Origin of the sequence: Fundidesulfovibrio agrisoli, from assembly GCF_022808715.1 — a bacterium.
GTDB classification, from domain to species: Bacteria; Desulfobacterota; Desulfovibrionia; order Desulfovibrionales; family Desulfovibrionaceae; genus Fundidesulfovibrio; species Fundidesulfovibrio agrisoli.
Map to the genome: position 1 here is coordinate 269140 of NZ_JAKZKX010000001.1, position 24393 is coordinate 293532.

Here is a 24393-nt window from a genome sequence, read left to right on the forward strand (position 1 = left end):
AGATTGGAAGCAACAGGAATGATGGGATAAGATTTTGCACATCGTAGCAGAGATTATCCGGGGTTTGCCGGTTTTGGAGGAAAAGTCCCACACCAAGTCCCACACCAGCATGATTCAACGAGGGTGAGGGCAGGGTGGGATTCGCCGGTATCCGGCCCCCGTTTCTTTATGGCCGCTAGCAACCTCCACCTTGCCCTTGCCCACCACAGCCCTGCCGGCGTTCGTGATCATGGCCCAGATCAAGGCGTTGGACATCCCCAGGCCGGGGACAACCTTGCAACCCCGCTCCAGGGCTGACTAAGCTAGAACTTTGCCAGGAAGGCTTACACGGTTTTCAGCACACTCACTGCCGTGTACGAGATTACAACCTCACGGGCAGGCAAGGGAACGGACGAAAGAGGCGCTCCAGCGCCAAGTGGCGCTGGAAGGCCAGCAGGCTGCCGGGCACTGTATTTGACGGCTTTGATGAACTCTCCTAGACTGATAGAAAGGATTGGCCTCTCGAAATAGAGCCATATCCGAACTGCGGCAACCGCCGCTTCGTACTGCCTGAAGGAGGCCGGACGGATGAGTGGCGAACGCAACGCTGCCTGGTCTTTGCTGCACGGAAGCGGCGCGTCTGATCCGGATAAGCCAGCCTACATTCTGGGGGAGTCGGTTCTCACCTACGGAGAACTGCGCGAGCGGTCACTGAAGTTCGCGTCCTTCCTCGATTCCCGCTGCGTCAGCCCCGGTGATCGCGTCGTTCTCGCCCTGCCGGACACCCCTGCCTTCGTATGTGCCTTTCTGGGGACGCTGCTCGCAGGAGCCTGTCCCGTGCCGGTTAACACCTTCCTGAACCGCGACGACTATACGTTCCTACTGACAGACTCGGGGGCAAGGCTGCTGCTGACCAGCGCAGGGCACCCGTCCGCGGAAACCACCGTCCCGGGCTGCCCCGTGGAGCTCTGCGGGTACGACGGCCCGCCCGGCCTGGATGGCTTCCCTTCTGATTTCGCGCCCCGCCAGGCACGCGGAGGTCTTCCGGGCTTCATGCTCTACAGTTCGGGCTCCACCGGGCGGCCCAAGGGTGTGCCTCATCGCCAGGAGGATCTGCTGATCCCGTCCTGCACATGGGGAACAATGCTCGGATTGAAGCGTTCAGACGTGGTGCTATCCTCCAGCAAGCTCTTTTTCGCCTACGGGCTGCTAAGCAGCCTGATCCTGCCGCTGGGCGCCGGGGCGGCCACGGTGCTGTTCCCAGGCAAACTCAGTCCCTACGACGCGTTCGACCTGATGGCCAGGCATCGGCCCACAGCCTTCTTCGGCGTGCCCACGCTCTACAGCATGATGGTCAGGGCCTTCGAGCCCGCAATGAGGGAAAGTGTTCCGGGCCTGTGCTTCAGCGCGGGCGAGGCCCTGCCGGCCATGCTGCACGAAGGGTGGAGAAAGCTCACCGGCGTGGAGCTTCTGGACGGGATCGGCTCCACCGAAGCCTGCAACGTCTTCATCTCCAATGCCAGGGGCAACTCCAGGCCGGGAACAGCCGGGCGGATCGTTCCGGGCTTCGAGGCCCGCATCGTGGACGACGCCGGAGAGGAAGTCGCTTCCGGCCGCGAGGGGCACTTGCTGGTCCGTGGAGAGAGCTTCTGCAGGGCGTACTGGAACCGGCCGGACAAGACTCGGGAGACCATGCTGGAAGGCGGCTGGGTACGCACGGGCGATATCTTCATCGAACAGGACGGTTGGTACGCGCACCAAGGCAGAAGCGACGACATGCTCAAGTCCGCCGGGCAGTGGGTGTCTCCGGTGCTGGTCGAGGATGCGCTCCTGCGCCACGCCGCCGTGTCCGAGTGCGCGGTAGCGGCCCGGCGCGTCAACGGACTGGATGTAATCTGCGCCTTCGTGGTCCCGGCCCCTGGCGTCGTCCCGGACAATGCCTTGACCTTGGAATGGCGCAGGCATCTGCTGCGTGTCCTGCCCGAGCACATGTGCCCAGCCCGCTTCGAGTGTGTGTCCGAGTTGCCGAAAACCGACACAGGCAAGGTGCAGCGTTACAAGTTGCGCGATGGTTGAAGAAATCTTCATCGGAGTATCCATGGACGTGACGACGGAAATTTTGCGTGGGTTGCTGGCGGAGGCAGGTGTGGACCCGGTGGTGGCCGAAGCTGTCCTGCCCGGGGAGCCTCTGCTGCGCCAGGGCGTCGACTCCCTCGACTATCCCGCCTTTTCCCTGGCCGTGGAGGCCCGCTTCGGGCTGTCCATCGACGAACGCGCCTCCATGTCCCTGCGGACTCTGGACGACTTCGCCGCCTACATCCGCAGCCGCGGGGCTGCGCGGATGTCCAAGGAAGAGGCCATCGCCCTCCTGAAGCAAGCCCCGAAGGAGATCGAGCCGGACCAGAAGTACGAGGTGGACCGGCTCCGGCCCGGAGACGGCAAGGGCGTGGCCCAGTTGTTCCACGCCGTCTACGGCGACAGCTACCCCATGGTTGACTACTACATTCCCGAAGCCATCGAACGCCTGAACGCCGAGGGCAAGGTGCTCACGGTGGTGGCAAGGCTTGCGTCCGGAGCCGTGGCGGGGCAGGGGGCGTATTACCAAAGTTCCCCCCCAAACAAGGCCCTGTTCGAGTTCGGGCAGCTGCTGGTCGCGCCCGAATACCGCAACACGACGGTTGCAGCCAGAATCACCAGGGAGATGGACAGGCTTTCCCGGACCATGCCGCAAGCCCAGGGCTTTTTCGGAGAGGCGGTGTGCACGCACTTTGTCACCCAGAAGCTCATCAAGAAGCACAGCTACGCCGAGTGCGGGCTGGAGATATCGCTCATGCCCGCTGGCGCTTACGCCAAGGAAGGGGCCGGGGCGCAGCGGGTCAGCTGCCTGCTGGGAGCCCGGGTTGACCGCGACCGTCATGCCGATCTGTATCTGCCGGAATGCTATCGCAATGAGCTCGAGCTGATTCTTGGGGGGTTCTCCCTGGACCGGGAGCTGAGGTTCAACAGGTCGGACGCTCCCGGAGTTTCGGCCAGCGAGTTGGAATCGGAAACCTTCGATTTCGCCGGAGTGGAGCGGGTGCAGGCCCTCGTGGTTGGTGCCGATTTCCCGGAGCGCATCCTCCAACTGGACCAAGAAGCCAGGAGACGCGGCCTGGCTGTTGTCCAGGTGTACGTCAACGCCGGCACGCCCGGCACGGCCTTCGCCGTGGAGGCGCTGCGTGCGCGCGGGTTCGTCCTGGGAGGGCTCATCCCGCTCTGGTTCGGGTCCGACGGCCTGCTCATGCAAAAATTCTATCAAGAACCGGAGTGGGAGACCGTCAACCTGTTCACGGACAAGGCCAAGGCGCTGCTGGGATCCATCCGCGCGGAATGGGAAAGGGCGCGGGCCCTGGCGTGAGCGCGTCGATGAAGCCCTCTTCCCCCAACCAGCCCGACTTCTCGTTCCGGCACGCGGATACTCTGTCCAAGGCCGTAGGGGCCGAGCGCTACAGCACGGACTTTACACCGCCGGGTTGCCTCTGGGCCGGGGCCAAGCGTGCGGGCGTGCCCCACGCCCGCATCACGGCGGTGCACGTCGGCGAAGCCCTGGCCGTGGACGGCGTAAAGACCGTGCTCACGGGGGCGGACGTGCCCGGCTCCAACCTGCAGGGCATCGTCCACAAGGACCAGCCCGTGCTGGCCGTGGACACCGTGCGCCACGCCGGGGACGCGGTGGCCCTGGTGCTGGCCGAGAGCAGGGAGGCGCTGGCCGAGGCCCTCTCGCGCATCCGTCTGGAGTACGAACCCCTGCCCGGCGTGTTCGAACCGGAGCTGGCCCTGGCTGCGGAAGCGCCTCTGGTCCATCCGGGGCGCGAGGGCGGCAACCTGCTGGCCAGGGGACTCGTGGACAAGGGCGACGCCCGAGCGGCCATGCGTGGTTGCGACGTGGTGGTGGAGGGGGAGTTCGAGACTCCCATGCAGGAACACGTCTTCCTGGAACCGCCCAACGGCACGGCCAGGCTGACTGCGACCAATGGCCTGGAGACGGTCGTCTCCACCCAGGCCCCCTTCAGGGACCGCTTCGAGATCGCCCACGCCCTCGGCCTGGACCCCATGCGCATCCGCGTGCGTGCGCCGTACCTGGGCGGGGGCTTCGGGGGCAAGGACGGAGCCACGGTGCAGTGCCTGCTGGCCCTGGCCGCGCTGCACGCCGGAGGCCGCTGGGTGAAGATGGTCTGGAGCCGCGAAGAGACCTTCCTGGCCGGATACAAGCGCCACGCCGCCCGCGTGCGGATCAGGCTCGGAGCTTCCAGCAGCGGCGCGTTGCAGGCGCTGGACAGCGTCATGTATTTCGATTCCGGTCCCTACGCCCACCTGGGCGTTGAGATCATGGCCCTGGGCCTCGAACACGCCGGGGGGCCGTATATGATCCCGCACACCCGTGCGGAAGGGTTCTGCGTCTATACCAACAATCCCGTGGGCGGCGCGTTCCGGGGCTTCGGCGTGGTGCAGGCCAGCTTCGCCCTGGAGCGGAGCCTTGACGCCCTGGCCGCGCGGCTGGGGATGGACCCAGCCGAATTGCGTCTGATGAACGCCCTGCGCACCGGCGAAGCCAACTGCGCCGGCGTGGCGATGGAGTCCCCTACGGGAGTTCGGGAGTGTCTGGAGGCGGTCATGGCCCACCCGGTATGGGCCGGACGCCATACCTGGAAAGAGGCAGCCCCGCCCTTCAAACGGCGCGGGGTGGGCATTGCCGCGTCGTGCAACGCCATGGGCTACGGGCGCGGCCTGCCGGATGCCGCCGCGGCCAAGTTGGAGCTGACTCGGACGGGAACTTTCAGGATATTCAATTCCGTGGCGGACATGGGCCAGGGCAACGCGGCGGCGTTCGTGCAGTTGGCTGCTTCGGCCCTCAACCAGGATTCCTCGCTCTTCGAGGTGGTCCAGCCGGACACCAGGCTGTGCCCGCCCGCAGGATCTTCCTCGGCCAGCCGCACCACCTACACCTTCGGCAACGCCTTGCTGCGGGCCTGCGAGGCCATGCGGGAGAAGCTCAAGGCACGCGCGGCCCTGGCCCTTCTGGTGGACGAGCCTTCCCGACTGCGCCTTGCGCCCGGGGTGGTGGCGGACGAGGCCACCGGGCGCTCCATCCCCCTGGCCCTGCTCGGAAACATGCTCCAGCGCGACGACCGCATCTGTGTGGACCAGTACGTGATGCCCGTGGTCGAGAACCCTCCGGATACGGGCAAGGCGTTCAGGCTGGGCTTTCCGCACCGTTTCTTTTCCCACGGAGCCTGCGTCTGCGCGCTTGAAGCCGACGAACTGACCGGGCAGGTGGAACTTGTTGAGTGCGTCACTGCCGTGGAGTGCGGCCGGGTGCTCAGCGCCAGAGGAGTGGAGCAGCAGGTTCACGGGGCGGCGGCCCAAGGCGCGGGGTTGGTGCTCATGGAGAATCTTGCTCACCAGGACGGGCGCATTCTGGCGGGCGACCTGTCCACGTACCTGATCCCCACGTCGCGAGACCTGCCCGACCTGGAATGGCTGGCCGTGGACGGGGACGAGCCGACCGGCCCGCACGGGGTGAAAGGCATGGGGGAGGTCGGCATCCACGGCCCTGCCCCGGCCGTGGCCCAGGCCCTGGAGGACGCGGTGGGGCTTTCGATCAACCGGATTCCCGTGGACCCGATGGACGTGTTGCGCGCGCTGAGGAGTAACAAGGCATGAGCGGGAAAATCGTACCAACCTTCACCTTGGCCTTCACCCTCAACGGCGGGCCGGTGCGCGTCGAAACGAGTCCCGGCAGGCGGGTTCTTGACCTGCTGCGCGAGGACCTCGGGCTGACTGCCGCCAAGGAGGGCTGCGGCTCCGGCGAGTGCGGCGCTTGCGCCATCCTGGTTGACGGCGCCGCCAAGCTTTCCTGCCTGATGCTGGCCGTGCAGTTGGAAGGCCGCGAGGTCGTCACGGCGGAGGGGCTGGGCACGGCGGAGAATCCGCATCCCATCCAGGCGGCGTTCGTCGAAAACGGGGCCGTGCAGTGCGGGTACTGCACACCGGGCATGACCATCGCCACGGCGGAATTTCTGGCCCACACCCCTGATCCGGACCGGGGGCAGGTGCGTGAGGCCATCTCCGGCAACCTGTGCCGCTGCACGGGCTACGTGAAGATTGTGGATGCGGTGCTGGCGGCGGCCAAGGCCGCGCCGGGGGAAAGCTCATGAGCCGCAACGCGCGCTGCCCGGGCAGCCTCGACGAGCTGTGGCCTCTGCTTGAGGAAGGCGTGACGATAATGGCCGGGGGCACCGATCTGCTGGTGCGCCGCCGGGGGCAGGTTCCCGCTCCCGTGGCCTGTCTGGAGCGGATCGAGAGCCTGCGAGGCGTTCGTGTTCATGAAGGGTTCATCTCTCTTGGGGCCTGCGAGACCCACGCGAGCCTGCTGCGCCATGCCCTGGTGCGCGAGCGCCTGCCTGTGCTGGCTGGGGCGCTTCAGGTGCTCGGCTCGCCGCTTATCCGCAACATGGGCACCATCGGCGGCAACATCGTCTCAGCCTCGCCCGCCGGAGACACCCTTGCGCCTCTTTACGCCCTGGATGCGCAGTTGGAGCTTGTTTCGAAGTGGGGTGCCCGCCGCGTTCCCCTGGCCGGGTTCATCCACGGGCCGGGCCGCACGGGGCTCAAGCCTGGGGAGGTCCTGGCGGCGGTCTTGGTGCCGCCCCCGGAGCCTTCCGCGTTGCAGCATTTCGAGAAGGTGGGCCGCCGCAAGGCGCTGGCGATCGCGGTGGTCAGCCTGGCGGCCGTGATCCTCACGGATGGCGAAGGCGTCGTGTTGGATGCGCGCTTGGCCCTGGGCAGCGTCGGACCCACTGTCGCGCGCTGCCCGAAGGCTGAGGCTCTGCTCGCCGGACGACGTCTTGATCGTGAAGCCCTTCTGGCCGTCGGGGAGGCCATGCGGAGTGAAATTGCGCCCATCGACGACCTGCGGGCCTCGGCTGCCTACCGCCGGGAGGTGGCGGGCAACCTGCTGCTGCGGCTGGCTTCGTGAGCCAGCCCAATATGGGATTCCAAAGGGACTTGTCCCTTTGGCCGCCGGAGGCCTTCTCCCTCAAGCCTCTGGCTATGGGCTTCCATTCCTGTTCCCCTCGGATCACCCCCCAGCCAGGCCTCTTCTTCTCCACTCCCCGAGAGCCAGCAGCGCGATCAACGCCGCCGCCACGCAGGCGAAACCCGCGCTGACGCCGAAGAGCGACCCAAACCCGCCCGTGCCTGCCAGCAGCAGGCCGCCGACCAGGGGGCCGAAGGTGTATCCGGCGTCCATCATGAAGAGCATCAGGTTCATGTTCATGCCGCGCAGTGGGGGGGGCGACTCCAGGAACATGGAGGCGTTCAGCAGGGGCAGGGCTATGCCCAGGCTGAAGCCGTAGGCTCCGGCGAGGCAGAAGAGGGAGGCTTCGCCGCCCGCGCGGGCGAACAAGGCCATACAGGCGGAGACCACCAGGATGGCCAGCATGGCGGTGCCGCGCCTGGGGACGCTATCCAGGAAGGGGCCTGCCAAGAGACGCGCCGCTATGGACGCCGCGGTCGATACGGTGAAGAACAGCCCAGGATCGGCGATCCCCAGGCCCAGCGCATAGGGTTTGATGAAGAAGAACACCTGCGTGGTGCCCGCGAATACGAGCATGTTGGCGGCCAGCAGCAGGACCACCGGGTTTTGCGCCAGATTCTCCCGGAACTCGCGCATCGTGGGCCGCCGCGTATCGGTTGCGGGGAACGCGGCCTGCCCCAGGCGCGACCCGAGCGGGACGAACATCGCAAGCGACGGCAAGGTCAGCAAGGCGGTCCAGGCGTAAGCCTGAGCCTCCCCGCCGACCCGCGCCAGCAGCCACTCGGTCAGCGGCGGCATGATGGCGTAGGGCACGAGGGAGGACAGGGAGAACAGGCCGAAGGCACGGCCGGCCAGGCGCGGGGGCACCACCTTGGAGAGCAGGGTGACCACGGCGCTCACCAGGCAGACGAAGGCCAGCCCGTGGAAGACGCGCACTGCGAGGAGCGCCGGGATGGTCTCCGCGTACAGGTAGCAGGGCAGGGCGGCGCCGATGGCCACAAGGGACAGGCGCGCCAGGACCAGGGCCTGGCGCGCGGTAAGCCAGACGCTCAGGAAGGGCCGTGTCAGCAGGGCGGCCAGGGGTTCGGCGGCGATTATCGTGCCCCTCCAGGCCGGGTCGACGCCGAGGTGCTCCAGATGGCTGGCCAGCCCGTAGAATACGGCGATGTTGCAGAACCCGAAACCAGCCGCCAGGGTGAGCACGACGAAATCATAGCTGAGCAGGCGCTCGGGTTGCCCTCCGGTCGGTGCGCTCATCGCTTGTCCAGGGTTTGGCGCAGGGCCTTGGCGAAGGCCTCCATGGCGGGCTCCAGCGCCAGAGTTACCCTGATCCAGTTGGGGAAGCGGAAGCCGGTCATGGTGCGGATCATCACTCCCTGGCGGATAAGCAGCCTGTAGAGCAGCGTGTCGGGGACGGGCACGCGGGCCATGATGAAATTGCCCGCCCCGGAGACGTGCTCGAGCCCCAGGGAGTCGAAGGTGGAACGCAGGAATTCCCCTGCCTGGGCGACCATGCGCCGCGTGGCCGCGATATGTTCACCATCGTCTTCAAGGGCAGCCTTGGCGGCCAGTTGTCCCAGAGAGTTGACCGAGTAGACCAGATGCGTGCGCTTGACGAAATCCACAGCTTCAAAGCCGCCGCAGACGTAGCCCACCCGGAGCGCAGCCAGCCCGTACATCTTGGAGAACGTCCTGAACACCAGCACGTTGGGGTGGCGTTCCATCACCTCCATGCCGTCCGGGAAGTCCGGGGAGTCCACGAACTCTATGTAGGCCTCGTCCAGGACCACCACGGCCCGTCCATCCACCGCACGCAGGAAGCGCTCCAGGGTGGCCTTGCTCCACCAGGTCCCCGTGGGGTTGTTGGGATTGCACAGGAATATGATCTTGGTTTTGTCGTTCATGGCAGCCAGCATGGCCTCAGGGTCCAGGGCGTAATCCCGCAATGGTGCAAGGCGCGGTTCGATGCCGGAGAAGGCGGCAACCCATTCGTAGACCGCGAAGGTCTTGTCGGCTGTGACGATGTTGTCGCCCGGCTGGCAGAATGCCTTGATGACAGAGGTGATCACCTCGCAGGAGCCGTTGCCAACCAGGAACCTTTCATGATCCTTGGAGAATTTTTCACCCAGGGCCTGGCGCAGGGTGAAGCAGTCTCCGCTGGGATAGACCGCGCCCCTTTCGGGCGGGAACGCGGCCAGCACCTCCCGCGCGGCGGGTGGCGGCCCCAGGGCGTTCTCGTTGTTGTTCAGCCGGTAGAGCCTGTCCACGCCGTACTGGCGCATCAGGACATCGTCCGGGCGGCTGGGGACGTAGCTATCGAAGCTCAAGACGTGTGCGGGGACGAGATCAGCAATTCGGCGCATACTGGAACACCGCCACGTCGGAGCGGCCCGCAAAGGGCAGGACCAGCCTGGGTTTGAATCCGGCGGCCATGATCCGCCCGGCCAGGGCTGCCTCCCAGGAATGGGAAAGGTCCATGTACAGCATGAGGTTCAGGAAGCCTTTCTCTGTCAGCACGCGGACGTGCCCGGCCAGGTTGGCGGCCATGTCCTGCCCGTCGAGCAGGGGACGCAGCACGGCCAGGCTCTTCTCCTTGTCCATGGTGGTGGAAAAGAGCGAACGCTTGCGTTCCAAAGAGCCGGGCGGATGGGCAGGAAGCACATCCCGGCACATGGCCAAGCGGTCGTAAACGGCGCGCAGGAATTCCTCCAGGGCCGGATCGGCCCATACGGTCTCGCCGAGATCCTCACGAAGGTGGCGGTAGAGTACTGGCTGATCGCTTTCCCCCTCCGGCGCGTAACGGGTCAGCGATCCCAGGGCTTCGAAATACCCTGCCGGAGTGTCCAGCGTGGCCCTCTCGCTGAAGACGATCTCCACCTTTTCGCGCGCCACGGACGCCAGAAACGCGTCTGTGAGGATGCGGGCCACTTCGGGGACATCCGACTGCGGCGCGAAGACGAAGGGGCCGGAAAAAGAAAGCCCCTTCTCCCCTGACCTGGCCCAGCAGAGAAGCCCGGCGGGGTGGGAGGCCGCGTCCTGGGCCAGGACGCAGCTGAATTGGCCCGCCTTGACCATATCCGCGAATTTGCTGGGGGTCTGGAAGCTCGCCGGGCAATGCCAGGCCGGATAGCGGGCCGCCGCCCACGCGGCGGCGTGCATGAGCCGGTCGGGATCCTGTTCGGGAGCGGCATGGTAGGGATGCTTGAAGGTGATTGCCGAGGGCGCGGCCTTGGCGGCCGGGTATGCCTTGTCCACCTCGGCGTACAGCATGAAGGAGTCGCCGCCTTCGTGGATGAGGCGGAAACGGTCCGCCACTCGCCCGGCCAGGATCAGGCCCAGATCCTCCGAGGCTTCTCCGTCGCCGTCAAGCGTGCAGGCGCAGCTGGCGTTGAGCGCGCCCAGGCACAGGTCCGAAGCCTGGAAACGGAAAGAGACGCATACCTGATGCGATTTGGCCGTGAACTCGGCGCGGATCCCGCTGTCTGCGTCCGTCACCTGGCAGAGGTGGGTGAAGAACTCCTCCACGGCCAGTTGGAAGCGCATGCTTTCTCGCGGGCCCAGGCCCCTCGACTGGGCCAGGGCCTCGGCGGCGGTTGTCAGGATGCGTGCGAACGCGCTGTCGGGCGGTGTTGCGAGAGAAAGGACGGTGTCCATGCAATTTCCTCGTATCCTGGATTTCTAGGCGAGGGAGTACGGCCGGGGCGTCCGCGCTATCCCGGCTTAGTATAGCCCGGCATCCGACGGCAGGCAAACTGGCGGTAAGTACATTGTTCCGCCCGCCGTTTAGCCCGGCTCACCAGGGAGAAATAGTGCAGTTAGGGGGCTGGTCATCATGATAACCCTTTCCAAGCTGTTGCGCATGGAGAGAACCTGTTCCAGGCTGGGCCGTCGCGGCCGGGGAGTGCAACCATGCCTTCACCCCTGTTGATCCGAGCCGCGTTCCTCGCCGTACCCGCCCCTGGCCCGTGCCATGGACGCCAACGTGGCCTAGGAATACACCGTGGCCGCCCAGAAGGCGGAGCTAAAATCCTTGAGCGCCTATACGCGCATCGATGTGCCCCGCGACGGGATGCTCACCAACCGCTATGCGAACCTGGGCGCCTTCGTGAACGCCGGACAGCAGGGCGGCATGTACGGCCGCGTCTTCCTGCCGGCCCGCGCCTCCAAAAAGCTGCTCCTGCTCGTGGAGTGCCTGCGCATGCGCGTCGACCTTCCGGCGGTGCTCACTGTACGCGGCGGCAGGCCCGTGTACCTGGGCGATAAGTACACCTTCAAATGCTCCATCGGGGAATACGTCTGCGAGGCCATCGCCACGCCGTGACCCGGGGCTTACGGTGTTGCAGGGCCCGGTTGGCAGCCCGGTGGATGCCGGGGCATGTCAGGAGCGCCCCTCTTATGGCAGCCTGCGGCGGGAGTGGTGCCTGGATGCCGCTTCACCCGATCCGAATGGCCACGACGGCATGAACGATATGAAGGCTGCCTCCTTTCCGGGGGCAGCCTTCTTCCTTGATCGTCCTGTGGCGGAGGGGGTCAGCTGGTCTGAGAGCTGACGGCCCGCTCGGCGACAGGCTCCTGTCCCGGGGTCCAGAACGCCTCCCGCGCCACAGATTCCAGCTCCGTGAACCGTTCCTGCGGCAGGGTCTTGTCGCCCATAGGAGCTTCCCTGTTCAGGAAGGTGTATTTCTGCGTGCCCAGCCGGTGGTAGGCCAGGACCTCATAGCTGACGTTGGCGTGGCCGGAGACGAATTCCGCGATGTCCCGGATGTCGGCTTCCGTGTCGTTGAAGCCGGGAATCACGGGGGTGCGAACGTGCACCGGCAGGCTCGGGAACTCCGCGACCAGGCGCTGGAAATTGTCCAGGATGCGGGTGTTTGTCGCCCCTGTGAAGGTCTTGTGTTTGCCGTTGTCCAGGCTCTTGATGTCGAACATCACCGAATCTAGCAGCGGGGCCGCCTGGCGCAGCACCTCCCAGGGAACCTGGGCGCAGGTCTCCATGGAGGTGTTCAGCCGGCGGCGGCGGGCCTCCCGCAGCAGGGCCAGGGCGAACTCGGGCTGGGCAAGGGGTTCGCCGCCCGAGAGGGTGAGCCCCCCGCCCGATCGGGTGTAGAACATGGCGTCCTGCTCCACCACGCGCAGCACCTCGGCCACGCTCTTGCGCTGGCCGTAGGCGATCACGCCCGAGGCCGGGCAGGCATCCACGCAGGGCCGCGCGCAGTCCTTGCAGATTTCCCGGTTGAACACGGGCTTGTCGTCCATCTGGGCGATGGCCTGGCTGGGGCAGGCCTTGAGGCAGCGCACGCACTGGGAAAAGCCCAGGCAGCGGCCGTTGTTGAAGGCCAGCTCCGTCTGGAAGGCCTGGGACTCGGGGTTGCTGCACCACAGGCAGGAGAGGGGACAGCCCTTGAAGAACACGATGGTTCGGATGCCCGGGCCGTCGTGAACGGAATATTTCTGGATGTTGAAGACCAGGCCGGTCGTGTCCTTGTCCTGCTGGGTGGTCATGGCGCGCGTTCCGTTCGGCCCGGGGCCGGGCTGGGGTTTGGCCGAAACGGGGCGGAGACGCCCCGTGGCCGGGGCGTCTCCGAGGTTTCGGCGCGAATGCGTAATGCCTCTAGCAGGTCTCGTGCACCGTGCGGGCGATCAGGTCGTTCTGCAGGTCCGGGGACAGGTCCACGAAGTAGGCGCTGTATCCGGCGATGCGCACGATGAGGTTGCGGTACTTTTCCGGGTCCTTCTGGGCGGCGATCAGGGTCTCGCGGTTGATGACGTTGAACTGCACGTGCCAGAGCTTCAGGTCGCAGAAGGTGCGGATGAAGGAGATCAGCTTGCGGGTGCCGTCGTCGCCCGCCAGGCACTTGGGCGTGAACTTGATGTTCAGCATCCGGGCCGCGCGCTCGCGATAGCCGTAGTTCTTGGAGGTGTAGTTGGAGAGCAGCACCGCCGTGGGGCCGTTGACGTCCGCCCCGTGGGAGGCCGAGGAGCCGTCGGAGAGCGGCGTCCAGGAGCGACGGCCGTTGGGCGTGGCGCTGACCACCTTGCCGAAGGGCACGTGGGAGGTGAAGGGCACGTAGCGCACGTCGTTGTTCATGCCCAACTCCGGGGAGTACTTCTTGGCGTACTCCAGGGAGAGCAGGTCGATGTCCTTGGCGATGGCGTCGGCGTATTCGTCGTTGTTGCCGTAGCAGGGTGCGCTCTTGAGCAGGTGGCGGACGTCCTCGCGGCCCTCGAAGTCATTGTCCAGGGCTTCGAGCAGCTCGTCCATGCTCAGCTTGCGCTCCTCGAAGACCAGCTTCTTGATGGCGGAGAGGGAGTCCACCACGGTGCCGTAGCCGATGTACTCGAAGTAGCCGAAGTTCAGGCCCTCGGGGATTTGCGGGGTGTGCAGGTCCAGGCAATGCTTCATGCACAGGTCGTGCAGCACCGAACCCATGGGCTGGGCGAAGTGCCGGGCCCTCAGGTTGATGATCACGTGCTGCTGGTAGAAGGCCGTCTTCAGGAACAGCTCATGCTGCCGGACGTAGGCGTTCCAGAACTCGTCCCAAGTGGTGAAGGAGCGCGGGTCGCCGGTCTCCACGCCCAGGGCCCGGTCGCCGTACTTCTTCATGCGCCCGTTGCGCAGGGCCATCTCCAGGGCGGCGGCGAAGTTGATGTAGGCTCCGCCCGAGGTGTAGGTGTCGCGGTTGGGCATGCGCGCCTCGGTGCAGCCGGACACGGCGTAGTCGTAGGCCTCCTCGAAGGTGGCGCCCTTGGAGACGTAGAGGGGGATGACCTCCTCGTCGTTGATCAGCTTGGGGAAGCCCGCGCCGTCCTTGATGGTCTCGGCCACTTCCCAGAGGTAGCGCTCGGGCGCGCAGGAGTGGATGCGCGCCGCAAGGTCCGGGTAGTGCAGCGGGAACTCGCGCTTGGACTTCAGGAACAGGTAGGTCAGCTCGTTGGTGGCGTCGCGGCCGTCGGGGGTCTGGCCTCCGATGGTCACGGCCTCCCAGTGGGCGTAGCCTTCGTTGAACGCGCCGCCCGTGGGGGAGATGTAGAGGTCGATGAACTGGGCCATGCCCACCCACATGCACTCCAGGAGCTCCACGGCCTTTTCCTCGGTGAGCAGGCCCTCGGCCATGTCCTTCTGGTAGAAGGGGTAGAAGTACTGGTCCATGCGCCCGTTGGAGATGATGGTGCCGGTCTTCTGCTCGATTCGCGAGAACATCTGGGTGAACCACTGGGACTGCACGGCCTCGTGGAAGGTGCGGGCCGGGTGCTCGGGCACGCGCTCGCAGATCTCGGCCATGGTCAGCAGCTCCCGCTTGCGCACGGGGTCGGCCTCGGCGGCGGCGACCTCGCGGGCAAGGGCGGCGTGGCGGTTGGCCCAGTGCACGATGGCGTCGCAGACGATGACCATGGCCTCCAGGAAGGGGCGCTTCTCCACGTTGTCCACGGGGCTCAGGGGGTCGAGCGTCTGGAGCTTGTCCAGGGCCTCGGCTTTGAGGCCGCCGAAGCCGCGCTTGAGCACCTTGTCGTAGTCGTGCACCCACTGGATGGAGGAGCGGAAGGAGGCCGTCTCGTTGACCACGAAGCGGGAGGCCAGGCCCTCGGGGTCGTCGTAGGTCAGCTTGTGCACGTCCGGAGGCAGGGCCTTGTTCAGGGCCTCATGGAAGGTCTTGCCCTTCCAGTAGGGGGCGATCTCCTCGATAACCACCCTGGCGTCCTCGGGGGTGATGTAGGAGGGGGATTCCTTGCGCTTGGGCAGCTCCTCGATGGCCAGGCCCAGGAAGTCGCCGTCCAGCTCGGGGTAGAGGATGCCGTAGCGGCCCTGGCACCCGGCGCGGCCGGCCAGGAGCTGGTGGTCGTCGATGTAGACGGTCATGTTCTCGGCGATGTGCTTGAGCGCCTTGGCCCAGCGCAGCACCAGGGCCTGGCCCTCGGTCTGGCGCATGGAATCGGTGAAGTACCGGGCCCTCTCCACGTCGATACGGGGCTTCAGTCCGTCGAAGCTCTCTAGGATGGTGAACACCCGGGGGTGGGTTGCGCGGAACTTGTCTTCCTTGCCTTCCATTCTGTCCTGGAGGCGCTGTTCGTGCGAGCTGTAGGCTTCGCAGCAGACGGGTTGCAACATGGTTCTTCCCTCGTGTCGACGTGTTGGTTTCGCGCGGGTCGGGTTCGCAGGGGAGCGGCACCCAGGCGGCGCGTGTGCGGTTCGAACGGGGGATAGCAACGCGTATGCCGGAACCGTGTCCAGGCGGGCGGGTGCGAGATCGTTTTCACTTGTTTTACCTGTTATTGCAGGGTGTTCAAGAAGTGTACGATCTTTTCAGGGTGTTCTTCACGCTGGACGGGGGAGGGTGGGCCGAAGCGAAGAGCTCTTCAATTAAAATAATTATTATAAGATGTTATTGTGAAATGGCGGGTTTGGGACGACCCCCGCGCACACGGAGCCCGGCCTGCTCCAGCGCGCCCGGAAACCGTGGGGTGCGCCCGACTTGCTGCATAATTGCAACGCAAAAATACCATTTTGGGCGATTTCTCGCTATTTTAGCATGTTGGATGAAGGTGCAAAAATGCAACATGGTGCAATTTTCAACCACTTCATCCTTTGGAGCGCCCTGGGCCCCGATCAGTCCTGTTGCGGGTCGTTCATGTGCAGCTTGCGGAAGATGGTGGTCCTGTTGACCCCGAACATCCTGGCCACCTTGGTCACGGAGCCGTGGGCCTCCAGGGCGTCCCGGATCAGGCCGCGCTCGATCTCGGCCATGATCTCCTTGAGGGGCCTGCCCGCGGCGTTGTCGATGTGGCAGGCAAGGGAGGCGGCCAGCACCGTGGGTTTCTGGTCGTCCAGCATGGCGCCGGGCAGGTCGCCCAGTTCCACCACGTCCTTCTCGCAAGTGATGACCAGGCTCTGGATCATGTTCTCCAGTTCGCGCACGTTGCCCGGCCAGCGGTAGTTCTTCATGGCCTCCTCCACGGCGTGGGACAGCACGAGGCGCTTGCGGTAGCGGGCCGTGAACCGCTCCAGGAAGGTGCGGGTCAGGGGCAGGATGTCCTCGGGGCGGTCGCGCAGGGGCGGGATGTTCAGCACGGCCACCCGCAGCCGGTAGTAGAGGTCGCTGCGGAAGGTGCCTTTGCGCACCTCCTCGGCCAGGTCCCGGTTGGTGGCGGCCACGATGCGCACGTCCACCTTCTTGGCCTGGGTGGAGCCCACCCGGACCACCTCCTGGTCCTGGAGCACCCGCAAAAGCTTGGACTGCATGATCTGGGGCAGCTCCCCGATCTCGTCCAGGAAGACGGTCCCCTTGTCGGCCAGCTCGAAAAATCCGATTTTGCCCTTGGTCAGTGCGCCGGAAAAGGCCCCGGGCACATAGCCGAACAGCTCGGACTCGATCAGGTTCTCGGGGATCGAGGCGCAGTCCACTTTGAAGAACGGCCTGTCGTGCCGGGAGGACAGGCCGTGCATCTTCCTCGCGACCACGTCCTTGCCGACGCCGGTTTCACCGAGCAGCAGCACGGTGGCGTCGGTCGGCGCGATGCGCTGGATCTGTTCCACCAGGCGGGTCATCACCGCGCTCGTGACGACGATGGGCGTCTGCTGGGTCTTGGCCTTATTGAAGTAATCGAAATTCTTGTGGTATTTTTCGATGAGTTCGCGCTGCTCCGCGATCTGGTCCTTCATCTGGGACATCATGGTGATGTCGCGGGCGTAGGTGACCACCAGGGTGACGGCTCCCTCCTCGTCGAAAATCGGATAGCCGCTGAGCACCATGCGCCGGTCGTGCATGTTGGTCTGCACGCGGGTCACGGGCTTGCCCGTGGCCACGATCTCCGGGTTCAGGGCCGTGTTGTACACCCCGCTCTTCTTGAGTTCGCGCACGTTGCGCCCGAGGATGTCCTCGCGTTTGAGGCCGGTGAGCTTCTCGTACATGGTGTTGACCTTGAGGGTCACACCGTCCCTGTCCGTGATGTAGACCCCATCCCCCAGAGTATCGAGGATGCTGTCCATGCGCGCGCTCAGCAGCGTGTCTATGAAGTCGTCCTTGCTCATGTCGGGTGTCCCTCGCGATCTATGGCGAAAACGGTTGCGGACCCGCAACTCGCATCGGGTCCATGCAAGGCCCGTGCGCCGGGGAACAAGCGGGCCGGAGGGCCGCCCGGCTTTCCAGCGGCCTGGAATCACGTGTTAAAAATCGCGGCTCTCTTGGATGGTCCTTCTCACGGTTGGGACGTTCACCCAAAGCCGTTGCAGTATCGCATCATTGTTGCACTTGTGCAACCTCTCGCGGTGGCTAGGACCGGGCTTGTGAAATATGCTACAATAAGAAAAGTACTGAACAACGGCCGTTGCAAGTATGCAACGCGCGGGCCTAAGGGGCTCATACGCTCATCCCGAAACAAGGGGGCAGGATGCTCGGCAATCCAGCATCCGTGCGCTTTGAGTCGAGATTCCTGAATTGTTGCGGGAGTTGGTATCAGATTTGCTCTCCTGGTTTTCGTCGCAACAGGCCTGGGCGTCGATAGGCGCTCGTTCTGGTGGCGGAGTAACAGCATAAAACAGGAGATTGCTCCTGCATTGTGAGTGTGAGGGCGCTCCGGCCCTCATCCGGCGCAAGCCGGAGGGCCGGGGCAGAGCGGCCCGCGCAGCGGGTCTGGCCGTGTACCGAAGGAGGCAACATGCACGTGTATCGTCGTATCTTCGGCTTTTTGGCTTTGCTCATGTTTCTGGTCTCCACCCCGGCTTTTGCGGAAAAGTTCGTCGTCGGCTACCAGCCCTACGACACAATCTCTTACCAGGCGATCATCAACTCCGAGCTCGGCCTCTGGAAGCAGTACGTGCCCAAGGGTACGGAAATCGAGTTCCAGGGCGCGCTGCAGGGCACGGTGGTGGCCAACAACATGTTGGCCGACAAAGCCCACATCGGCTACATGAGCGTGATGCCCGCCACCATCCTCTGCTCCAAGCCGGAGCAGGCCGAGATCAAGATGGTCGCCACGGCGGGCATGTCCGAGGGCACCCGCTGCTCCCTGGTGCTGGTGCGCAAGGACGCCCCCCAGTTCAAGAGCAACGAGGAGCTGGCCCGCTGGATGGACGGCAAGGTCATCGCCGCCCCCAAGGGCAGCGCCTCGGACCAGTACCTGCTCAAGTTCTTCGAAAAGTACAACGTCAAGCCCGGCGAGTACCTGAACCAGTCCATCGAGGTTATCGGCACCAACTTCCGCATCGGCAAGCTCGACGCCGCCTCCCTGTGGGAGCCCACGCTCTCCCGCGTGGCCACGGACGTGGGCGAAGGCGTCGCGCGCATCGCAGCCGACGGCCGCGCCTGCGACAACCCCGACCTGGGCATGGTGGTGATGCGCAAGGACTTCATGGAGAAGCACCCCGAAGTGGCCAAGGGCTACCTGCGCTCCGAACTGGAAGCCCAGCGCTATCTGCTCGACCCCAAGAACTGGTCGAACGTCATCGACATGGTCTCCAAGCACGCCACCGGCGTGCCCAAGCGGGTGCTCTGGTACTCGATCTACGGCCAGGTTCCCTCCGACTCCAAGGAGCCGGTGCGCGAGTGGAAGTCCTTCTACTTCAACGAGCGCGAGAAGCTGAACATCGCCGAAGTGGCCCCCTTCCTGCTCAAGGACAAGCGCATCAAGGAAGTCCCCAAGCCCGGCACCGTGGATGATTCCCTGGCCCGGCAGGTGTTCAAGGAAGCCGGATACACCCCGGTGAGCGCCACCGTCACCCTGGGAGACATCAAGGGCGCCCCCGCCAGCGCCTGCCCCTTCAAGGATTAGCCCCTGGGCCGCGAGGCCCTGACATGTCCGCCCCGGTGCGCGCGGCCCCTCGCCGCGCCCACCAGGGCAGGGCCACCGTCTCTTGCGGCGCGAGCCACAGCGGCCACGGCACAGGAAACAGCCCCGGAGCGATCCGGGCAACGACAAGGTGGAGGCTCTTCCGTGACCAACGCAACAGCTACAACAGCGGCGACCCCGACCACTGTGACCGCGCCGGCGGAGCAGGGCGGCGCGCTGAGCTCCTGGCAGATCACCCTGTTCAGCCTCAAGCAGTGGCTCAAGAGCCCGAGCCCGTATCTGAACGTCCTGGGCATCGTCGGTTTTATCGTATTCTGGTACCTGGCCACGGAGCGGTTCAAGCTGCCCTGGTTCAACAAGCTGCCCGGACCGGTGGCCGTCTTCCAGGAGTGGGTCTCCCGCGATCCGGCCTACGGCATCTCCATCTACTCCCCGGAGTACTACCACCACATCTTCACCAGCATCTGGCGCGTGCTCCAGGCCTTCATCCTGGCCACGGTGCTGGGCGTGCCCATCGGGCTGTTCATGGGCTGGAAGAAGACCTTCAAGGACTACACCTTCCCCCTGCTGGAGACCCTGCGACCCATCCCCATGCTGGCCTGGGTGCCGCTCTCCATCCTGATGTGGCCGGGGCGCGAGGCATCGATCATCTTTCTGACCTTCCTTGGCTCCTTCTTCGCCACGGTGCTGAACACCCTGCTGGGCGTGGAGTCCATCGACGAGGTCTACTTCCGGGCGGCCAGCTCGCTCGGGGCCAAGCCGCGCCAGGTTTTCTTCAAGGTCATCCTGCCGGGCTCGCTGCCCTTCATCTTCACGGGCCTGCAGATCAGCATGGGCTTCGCCTGGTTCTCCCTGGTGGCCGGCGAGATGCTGGCCGGCGAATACGGGCTCGGCTACCTGATCTGGAACTCGTTCATCATGGTGCAGTACCCGGTCATCGTCATCGCCATGGTCACCCTGGGGGTGATCGGCGGTTTCTCCAGCTCGCTCATCCGCATGGTGGGCGACCGGCTGATGCAATGGAAAGTCAGGGAGGCCGCGCGATGAACACCGCTGAAAAGATTGCGACTAATGAACGCGGACGCATCAGCATCCGCAACGTGACCAAGGTGTACGACCCCGACGGGGCCAAGGTCCTGGCCGTGGACAACTGCTCCATGGAGATCGAGGCGGGCGAGTTCTGCGTGGTCGTCGGGCCCTCGGGCTGCGGCAAGACCACCCTTCTGAACGCCATCGCCGGGTTCCACAGCATCACCTCCGGCGAGATCCACCTGGACGGCGAGCTGCTCTGCAGCGGCCAGAAGCGGACCCAGCCCGGCTCGGACAGGATCGTGGTCTTCCAGAACGGGGCGCTCTTCCCCTGGTACACCGTGCTCGAGAACGTGACCTTCGGCCCGGTGGTCCAGGGCGGCGTGAACGAGAAGGACGCCAAGGACAAGGCCCGGGCCATGCTCGGCCAGATGGGCCTGGAGGGCATCGAGAACAACTACCCCAGCGAGATCTCCTCCGGCATGCGCCGGCGCGTGGAGATCGCCCGGGCCATGATGAACGACCCCAGCGTCCTGCTGCTGGACGAGCCCTTCCGGGCCATGGACGCCCTGACCAAAACGGTGGTCCACCAGTTCCTGCTCGACGTCTACGACAAGAGCAAGAAGACCGTGTTCTTCATCACCCACGATCTGGAGGAGGCCATCTTCCTGGGCTCCAAGGTCTACATCATGACCACCCGCCCGGCGCAGATCAAGACCATCCTCAACGTGGACATCCCCCGTCCCCGCGACTTCCGCGCGCTCTCCTCGGCCACCTACATCAGGCTGAAGAAGGAGTGCATCGAGGCCGTGCACGAGGAGGCCCTCAAGGCCTTCAAGGCCGGCGAGCGGGAAATGGCCTGACGGATCGGTCCTTTTCACACCGGAGACAGTCGCCATGGCAACAGCCAGCAGCCAGCAGTTCAATTGGGTGAAATTCAGGAAGAGCGTCTTCAGCCTGACCACGGGGCGCGGCATCGCCTCCATCATCATCTTTACCATACTCTGGGAGATCTGCTCCCGGCTCGGAGTGCCGATCATCGGCAACGTGCCCCCTCCCTCCGCCGTCCTGGCGGCCCTGGGCAAGCAGCTCGTCAGCCCGGCCTACTGGATGTCCTGGCTGGACAGCTTCGTGCGCATCCTCACGGGGTTTGCGATAGCCCAGGTGCTGGGCATCCCGCTGGGGCTGCTGCTGGGCGTTAACCGCACCGCGCGCGAGCTGATCTACCCGATCTTCGAGATCATGCGCCCCATCCCGCCCCTGGCCTGGGTGCCCATCGCGGTGATCTTCTGGCCCACCACGGAGCTCTCCATGATGTTCGTGACCTTCCTGGGGGCCTTCTTCACCGTGGTGCTGAACATCGTGGGCGGCGCCAGCAGCATCGACCTGCGCTACATCCGCGCGGCCCACTCCCTGGGCTCCTCCCGCTCGGACATATTCTGGCGGGTGATGCTCCCGGCCACCCTGCCCAGCATCGTGGTGGGCATGACCGTGGGCATGGGCATCACCTGGGCGGTGGTGGTGGCGGCGGAGATGATCGCCAGCCGCTCGGGCCTGGGCTTCCTCACCTGGCGGGCCTACGTGGCGGGCGAATATCCCCTCATCATCATCGGCATGATGAGCATCGGCATCGCGGGTTACGTGTCCTCGGCCCTCATCCGCATGATCGGCAGCCGCCTGACCCCCTGGCTGCGGACCTTCTAAGGAGCACCACCCATGAGCCAGACGCAACTGACCCCCGGCATGGGCGCCGGAGAGATGACCGTAACCGGCGTGGCCAAGGGCTTCGGGCTCGGGCCGCTGCACAAGCAGGTGCTCTGCGACTGCTCCTTCACCCTGGAGAAGGGCAAGCTCACCGTGCTCATCGGACCCTCGGGCTGCGGCAAGAGCACCCTGGTCAATGTGCTGGCGGGCTACGAGGCCCCGGACGCCGGAAGCGTCCTCCTGGACGGCAAGCCCGTCTGCGAGCCGGGCCCCGACCGCCTGGTAGTCTTCCAGGAGACGGCCCTGTTCCCCTGGATGACCACCTACGAGAACGTGAGCTACGGCCCGCGCGTGCAGCGCAAGATGCCCGAGGCGGAGTTCCGGCGGGAGACCATGAAGCTCCTGGACCTGGTGGGCCTGCGGGATTTCAAGGACAAATACCCCTCGCAGCTCTCGGGCGGCATGCAGCGCCGGGCGGAGCTGGTGCGGGCCATGATCAACCAGCCCAAGGTCATGCTCATGGACGAGCCTTTCCGGGGCCTGGACGCCATGACCAGGGCCCTCATGCAGGAATACTATGTGCGCCTCTTCGAGGAGCACCGGGGCACCAACCTCTTCGTCACCTCCGAACTGGAGGAGGCCATCTTCCTGGCCGACAAGCTGCTCATCCTGACCAACAGGCCCGCGCGGGTGAAGAAGGTCATCGAGGTGGACCTGCCCAGGCCGCGCGAGTTCGCCATGCTCACCTCCAAGGCCTACCAGGACTGCAAGATGGAGGCGCTGGAACTCCTGCACGAGGAGGCCATGAAGTCCTTCGCGGCGGGGGCGGTCAACGCGGCCGACTTCCTGGAGGCCTGCTCACAGATGGGGCAGGACCAAGCCGTGCCCTCCTGCAAGGAAGGCCCGGGCGAGGAAACCAGGCAGTAGGCGCGTCAAGCTTCGCCCGACGGACCCGGTGCCCGGCACCGGGAGCCTGACGGGCGTCAACGCTACGCAACCGCCCCGGGAGGCAGCAATGGCGAAATGCATCATCACCGAGGCCGACATCCTCCAGGCGGCCGCGACCGGCCAGAAGATCCTGGCCGCGCCGGACTGCGAGTGCATCGTCACGGACCAGGCCCGCGAACGGGCCCTGGAGCTCGGCGTGGCCCTGCCTGGAGAGTGCGACGCCCGCGCACCGGCCGCTTCGGCCGCGCAGGCTGCGGCTCCGGGCGTGGGCGAGGCTTCGTCCGGCGCGGGCACGGCTCCTCTGGTCAGCCAGCTGGTGCGGGCCGTGTGCGCCAAGTTGCCCCCGGGCTCGGATCCGGCCGAAGTGGAGCGGCTGGTGCGCGGCGCGGTGGCCGCCCGCATGCCGTCTCATCCCGGCGGGGCGGGCGGGGCGGCCGCTGCCGAACCTGCCGAACAAGGGGCAGCTACGCTCTGCGAAGGCGGGGTCCGCTACATCGAGGCCGCCAGGCTCCTCCGGCAGGGCGGCAAGGCGGCGGACGTGCCCGGCCAGGCCCTGCTGGCCGAGGCCCTGGGCTCCCCGGGCGAGGCCGCGCTGGCCGCAGGCTATCTGGCCTGGGAGCGGGCCTCGTTCAGCCGGGAGGTGGACGCGGCCGAGCTGGGCGTGGTCATCGAAGGCGAGCTGCACCTGACCGTGGGCGGCAGGACCATCATCGGCAAGCCCGGGGACATGGTCTACCTGCCCAAGGGCGCGAAAGTCCTCTACAGCACGCCGTCGCGGGTGATGATGGCCTGCGTCAACGCGCACTGACAGGCCGGGCCGCGACCATGAACATTCTCGAACGCTGCATCCGCGCCTGCCGGGAGAACCCCGGGGTTGTCGCCTTCCCGGACAGCCTGGACCAGCGCGTGCTGGCCGCCGCCGCCCGCCTGAAGGAGGAGGGCCTGGCCGAGCCGGTGCTCATGCACTCCCCCTTCGCGGTGCGCGAGAAGCTGCGCGTGGCTCGCCTGAACCCCGCCGGGCTGACCGTTGTGGACCACGCCGGTCCCGAGCTGCTGCGGCGCAACACCGAGGAATTCCTGGCCATCCGCGAACAGAAGGGCAAGCCCGTAAGCCCCGAGGTCGCCCAGGCGGCCATGCGCTGCCCCCTGGCCGCCTCGGCCATGATGGTGCGCCGGGGCGAGGTGGAGGTCGGCGTGGGCGGGAACCTCTCCTCCACGGCGGACATGCTCCGGGCCGGGCTGGCCATCCTGCCCAGGAAGCCCGGCATCAAGACCGTCTCCAGCTTTTTCCTGATGATCTCCCCGGACGGCGAGCGCCGCTTCGTGTTCGCGGACTGCGCCGTGGTGCCCGAGCCCACGGCCGAGACCCTGGCGGACATCGCCGTCTCCTCGGCGGGCATGGCCCGCACGCTGCTCGGCGAGGACCCCCGGGTGGCCATGCTCTCCTTCTCCACCAAGGGCAGCGCCGAGCATCCCCGCGCGGCCATGGTGCGCGAGGCCGTGGAGCTGGCCAGTCAGCGCGCCCCGGACGTGGCCATCGACGGCGAGCTGCAGTTCGACGCGGCCTCCCTGCCCGAGGTGGCGGCCCTCAAGGCCCCGGGAAGCATCCTGGGCGGGCGGGCCAACGTGTTCGTGTTTCCGAGCCTGGAGGCCGGGAACATCGGCTACAAGCTGGTGGAGCGGCTGGCGGGCTATACCGCGCTGGGCCCGTTCCTCCAGGGATTCGAGGGCGGCTGGCACGACCTCTCCCGAGGGTGCAGCGCCAAGGACATCTACACTGTCGCGGTGATCGGGCTGTGCCTGCGCAGAGGGACCCTGCCCCAATAGGGAACGCGGAAGGGCTGCGCCTAACCAGTTGCATCAAGGAGGCT

Annotated in this window: 19 protein-coding genes; 13 read left to right on the forward strand and 6 right to left on the reverse strand. The window is 65.8% G+C overall.

Annotated features, from left to right (window positions below):
- Nucleotides 1-567: 567 nt before the first annotated feature.
- Genes MLE27_RS01230 through MLE27_RS01250 form a run of 5 tightly spaced genes read left to right on the forward strand, consistent with a single transcriptional unit; the run spans nucleotide 568 to nucleotide 6997 of the window.
- Nucleotides 568-2055: a benzoate-CoA ligase family protein gene (locus MLE27_RS01230; RefSeq protein ID WP_243310032.1), complete on the forward strand. Its 1488-nt coding sequence runs from the start codon at nucleotides 568-570 to the stop codon at nucleotides 2053-2055.
- 22 nt (nucleotides 2056-2077) lie between these two features.
- Nucleotides 2078-3376, forward strand: coding sequence for an acyl carrier protein (locus MLE27_RS01235; RefSeq protein ID WP_243310033.1), 1299 nt, complete (start codon nucleotides 2078-2080; stop codon nucleotides 3374-3376).
- Nucleotides 3377-3384: 8 nt separating this feature from the next.
- A complete protein-coding gene (locus MLE27_RS01240; protein WP_243310034.1) occupies nucleotides 3385-5682 on the forward strand; it encodes a xanthine dehydrogenase family protein molybdopterin-binding subunit in 2298 nt (765 codons plus the stop codon).
- Nucleotides 5679-6176, forward strand: a complete 498-nt coding sequence (locus MLE27_RS01245) for a (2Fe-2S)-binding protein (RefSeq protein WP_243310035.1) — start codon at nucleotides 5679-5681, stop codon at nucleotides 6174-6176. Before MLE27_RS01240 ends, MLE27_RS01245 begins: the two co-directional genes overlap by 4 nt.
- The gene (locus MLE27_RS01250) at nucleotides 6173-6997 is read left to right on the forward strand and encodes an FAD binding domain-containing protein (protein ID WP_243310036.1); all 825 of its coding nucleotides are present in this window, start codon (nucleotides 6173-6175) and stop codon (nucleotides 6995-6997) included. Before MLE27_RS01245 ends, MLE27_RS01250 begins: the two co-directional genes overlap by 4 nt.
- 102 nt (nucleotides 6998-7099) lie before the next feature.
- Here MLE27_RS01250 and MLE27_RS01255 read toward each other — a convergent pair whose 3' ends face one another.
- From MLE27_RS01255 to MLE27_RS01265, 3 genes are read right to left on the reverse strand one after another with little or no spacing between them, the layout of a single operon-like run.
- Nucleotides 7100-8314 (reverse strand): MFS transporter, encoded by a 1215-nt coding sequence (locus MLE27_RS01255; protein WP_243310037.1) that lies wholly within the window; start codon nucleotides 8312-8314, stop codon nucleotides 7100-7102.
- Nucleotides 8311-9420: a pyridoxal phosphate-dependent aminotransferase gene (locus MLE27_RS01260; RefSeq protein WP_243310038.1), complete on the reverse strand. Its 1110-nt coding sequence runs from the start codon at nucleotides 9418-9420 to the stop codon at nucleotides 8311-8313. Before MLE27_RS01260 ends, MLE27_RS01255 begins: the two co-directional genes overlap by 4 nt.
- Nucleotides 9404-10711 (reverse strand): hypothetical protein, encoded by a 1308-nt coding sequence (locus MLE27_RS01265; protein ID WP_243310039.1) that lies wholly within the window; start codon nucleotides 10709-10711, stop codon nucleotides 9404-9406. Before MLE27_RS01265 ends, MLE27_RS01260 begins: the two co-directional genes overlap by 17 nt.
- 376 nt (nucleotides 10712-11087) lie before the next feature.
- Here MLE27_RS01265 and MLE27_RS01270 point away from each other — a divergent pair, with 376 nt between their 5' ends.
- Entirely contained in the window at nucleotides 11088-11378 is a 291-nt protein-coding gene (locus MLE27_RS01270) for a hypothetical protein (protein ID WP_243310040.1), read from the forward strand.
- A 209-nt stretch (nucleotides 11379-11587) separates the two neighbouring features.
- Here the strand turns inward: MLE27_RS01270 and hpsH are convergent, their stop codons facing one another.
- The 3 genes from hpsH to MLE27_RS01285 form a co-directional block, all read right to left on the reverse strand.
- Nucleotides 11588-12559 carry a (2S)-3-sulfopropanediol dehydratase activating enzyme gene (gene hpsH / locus MLE27_RS01275; RefSeq protein WP_243310041.1) on the reverse strand — a complete coding sequence of 324 codons (972 nt, stop codon included), beginning with the start codon at nucleotides 12557-12559 and terminating at the stop codon, nucleotides 11588-11590.
- Between the two features lie 109 nt (nucleotides 12560-12668).
- Complete coding sequence (gene hpsG, locus MLE27_RS01280) at nucleotides 12669-15164, reverse strand: (2S)-3-sulfopropanediol dehydratase (RefSeq protein WP_243310042.1); 2496 nt, start codon at nucleotides 15162-15164, stop codon at nucleotides 12669-12671.
- Between the two features lie 498 nt (nucleotides 15165-15662).
- A complete protein-coding gene (locus tag MLE27_RS01285; RefSeq protein ID WP_243310043.1) occupies nucleotides 15663-17084 on the reverse strand; it encodes a sigma-54 interaction domain-containing protein in 1422 nt (473 codons plus the stop codon).
- A 626-nt stretch (nucleotides 17085-17710) separates the two neighbouring features.
- Between MLE27_RS01285 and MLE27_RS01290 the strand changes: the two genes are divergently transcribed.
- The 7 genes from MLE27_RS01290 to MLE27_RS01320 all read left to right on the forward strand — a co-directional run bounded on the left by MLE27_RS01290 (nucleotide 17711) and on the right by MLE27_RS01320 (nucleotide 24349).
- Nucleotides 17711-18823: an ABC transporter substrate-binding protein gene (locus tag MLE27_RS01290; protein WP_243310044.1), complete on the forward strand. Its 1113-nt coding sequence runs from the start codon at nucleotides 17711-17713 to the stop codon at nucleotides 18821-18823.
- Nucleotides 18824-18985: 162 nt separating this feature from the next.
- On the forward strand, nucleotides 18986-19888 hold the full coding sequence (locus tag MLE27_RS01295) for an ABC transporter permease (protein WP_243310045.1): 903 nt from the start codon (nucleotides 18986-18988) through the stop codon (nucleotides 19886-19888).
- On the forward strand, nucleotides 19885-20733 hold the full coding sequence (locus MLE27_RS01300; RefSeq protein ID WP_243310046.1) for an ABC transporter ATP-binding protein: 849 nt from the start codon (nucleotides 19885-19887) through the stop codon (nucleotides 20731-20733). The genes MLE27_RS01295 and MLE27_RS01300 overlap by 4 nt, the downstream gene beginning before the upstream one ends.
- A 34-nt stretch (nucleotides 20734-20767) precedes the next feature.
- Complete coding sequence (locus MLE27_RS01305) at nucleotides 20768-21574, forward strand: ABC transporter permease (protein ID WP_243310047.1); 807 nt, start codon at nucleotides 20768-20770, stop codon at nucleotides 21572-21574.
- Between the two features lie 12 nt (nucleotides 21575-21586).
- Entirely contained in the window at nucleotides 21587-22501 is a 915-nt protein-coding gene (locus MLE27_RS01310) for an ABC transporter ATP-binding protein (RefSeq protein WP_243310048.1), read from the forward strand.
- 88 nt (nucleotides 22502-22589) lie between these two features.
- Nucleotides 22590-23330 (forward strand): cupin domain-containing protein, encoded by a 741-nt coding sequence (locus MLE27_RS01315; RefSeq protein ID WP_243310049.1) that lies wholly within the window; start codon nucleotides 22590-22592, stop codon nucleotides 23328-23330.
- Between the two features lie 17 nt (nucleotides 23331-23347).
- Complete coding sequence (locus MLE27_RS01320) at nucleotides 23348-24349, forward strand: phosphate acetyltransferase (protein WP_243310050.1); 1002 nt, start codon at nucleotides 23348-23350, stop codon at nucleotides 24347-24349.
- The last annotated feature ends 44 nt before the right edge of the window (nucleotides 24350-24393 follow it).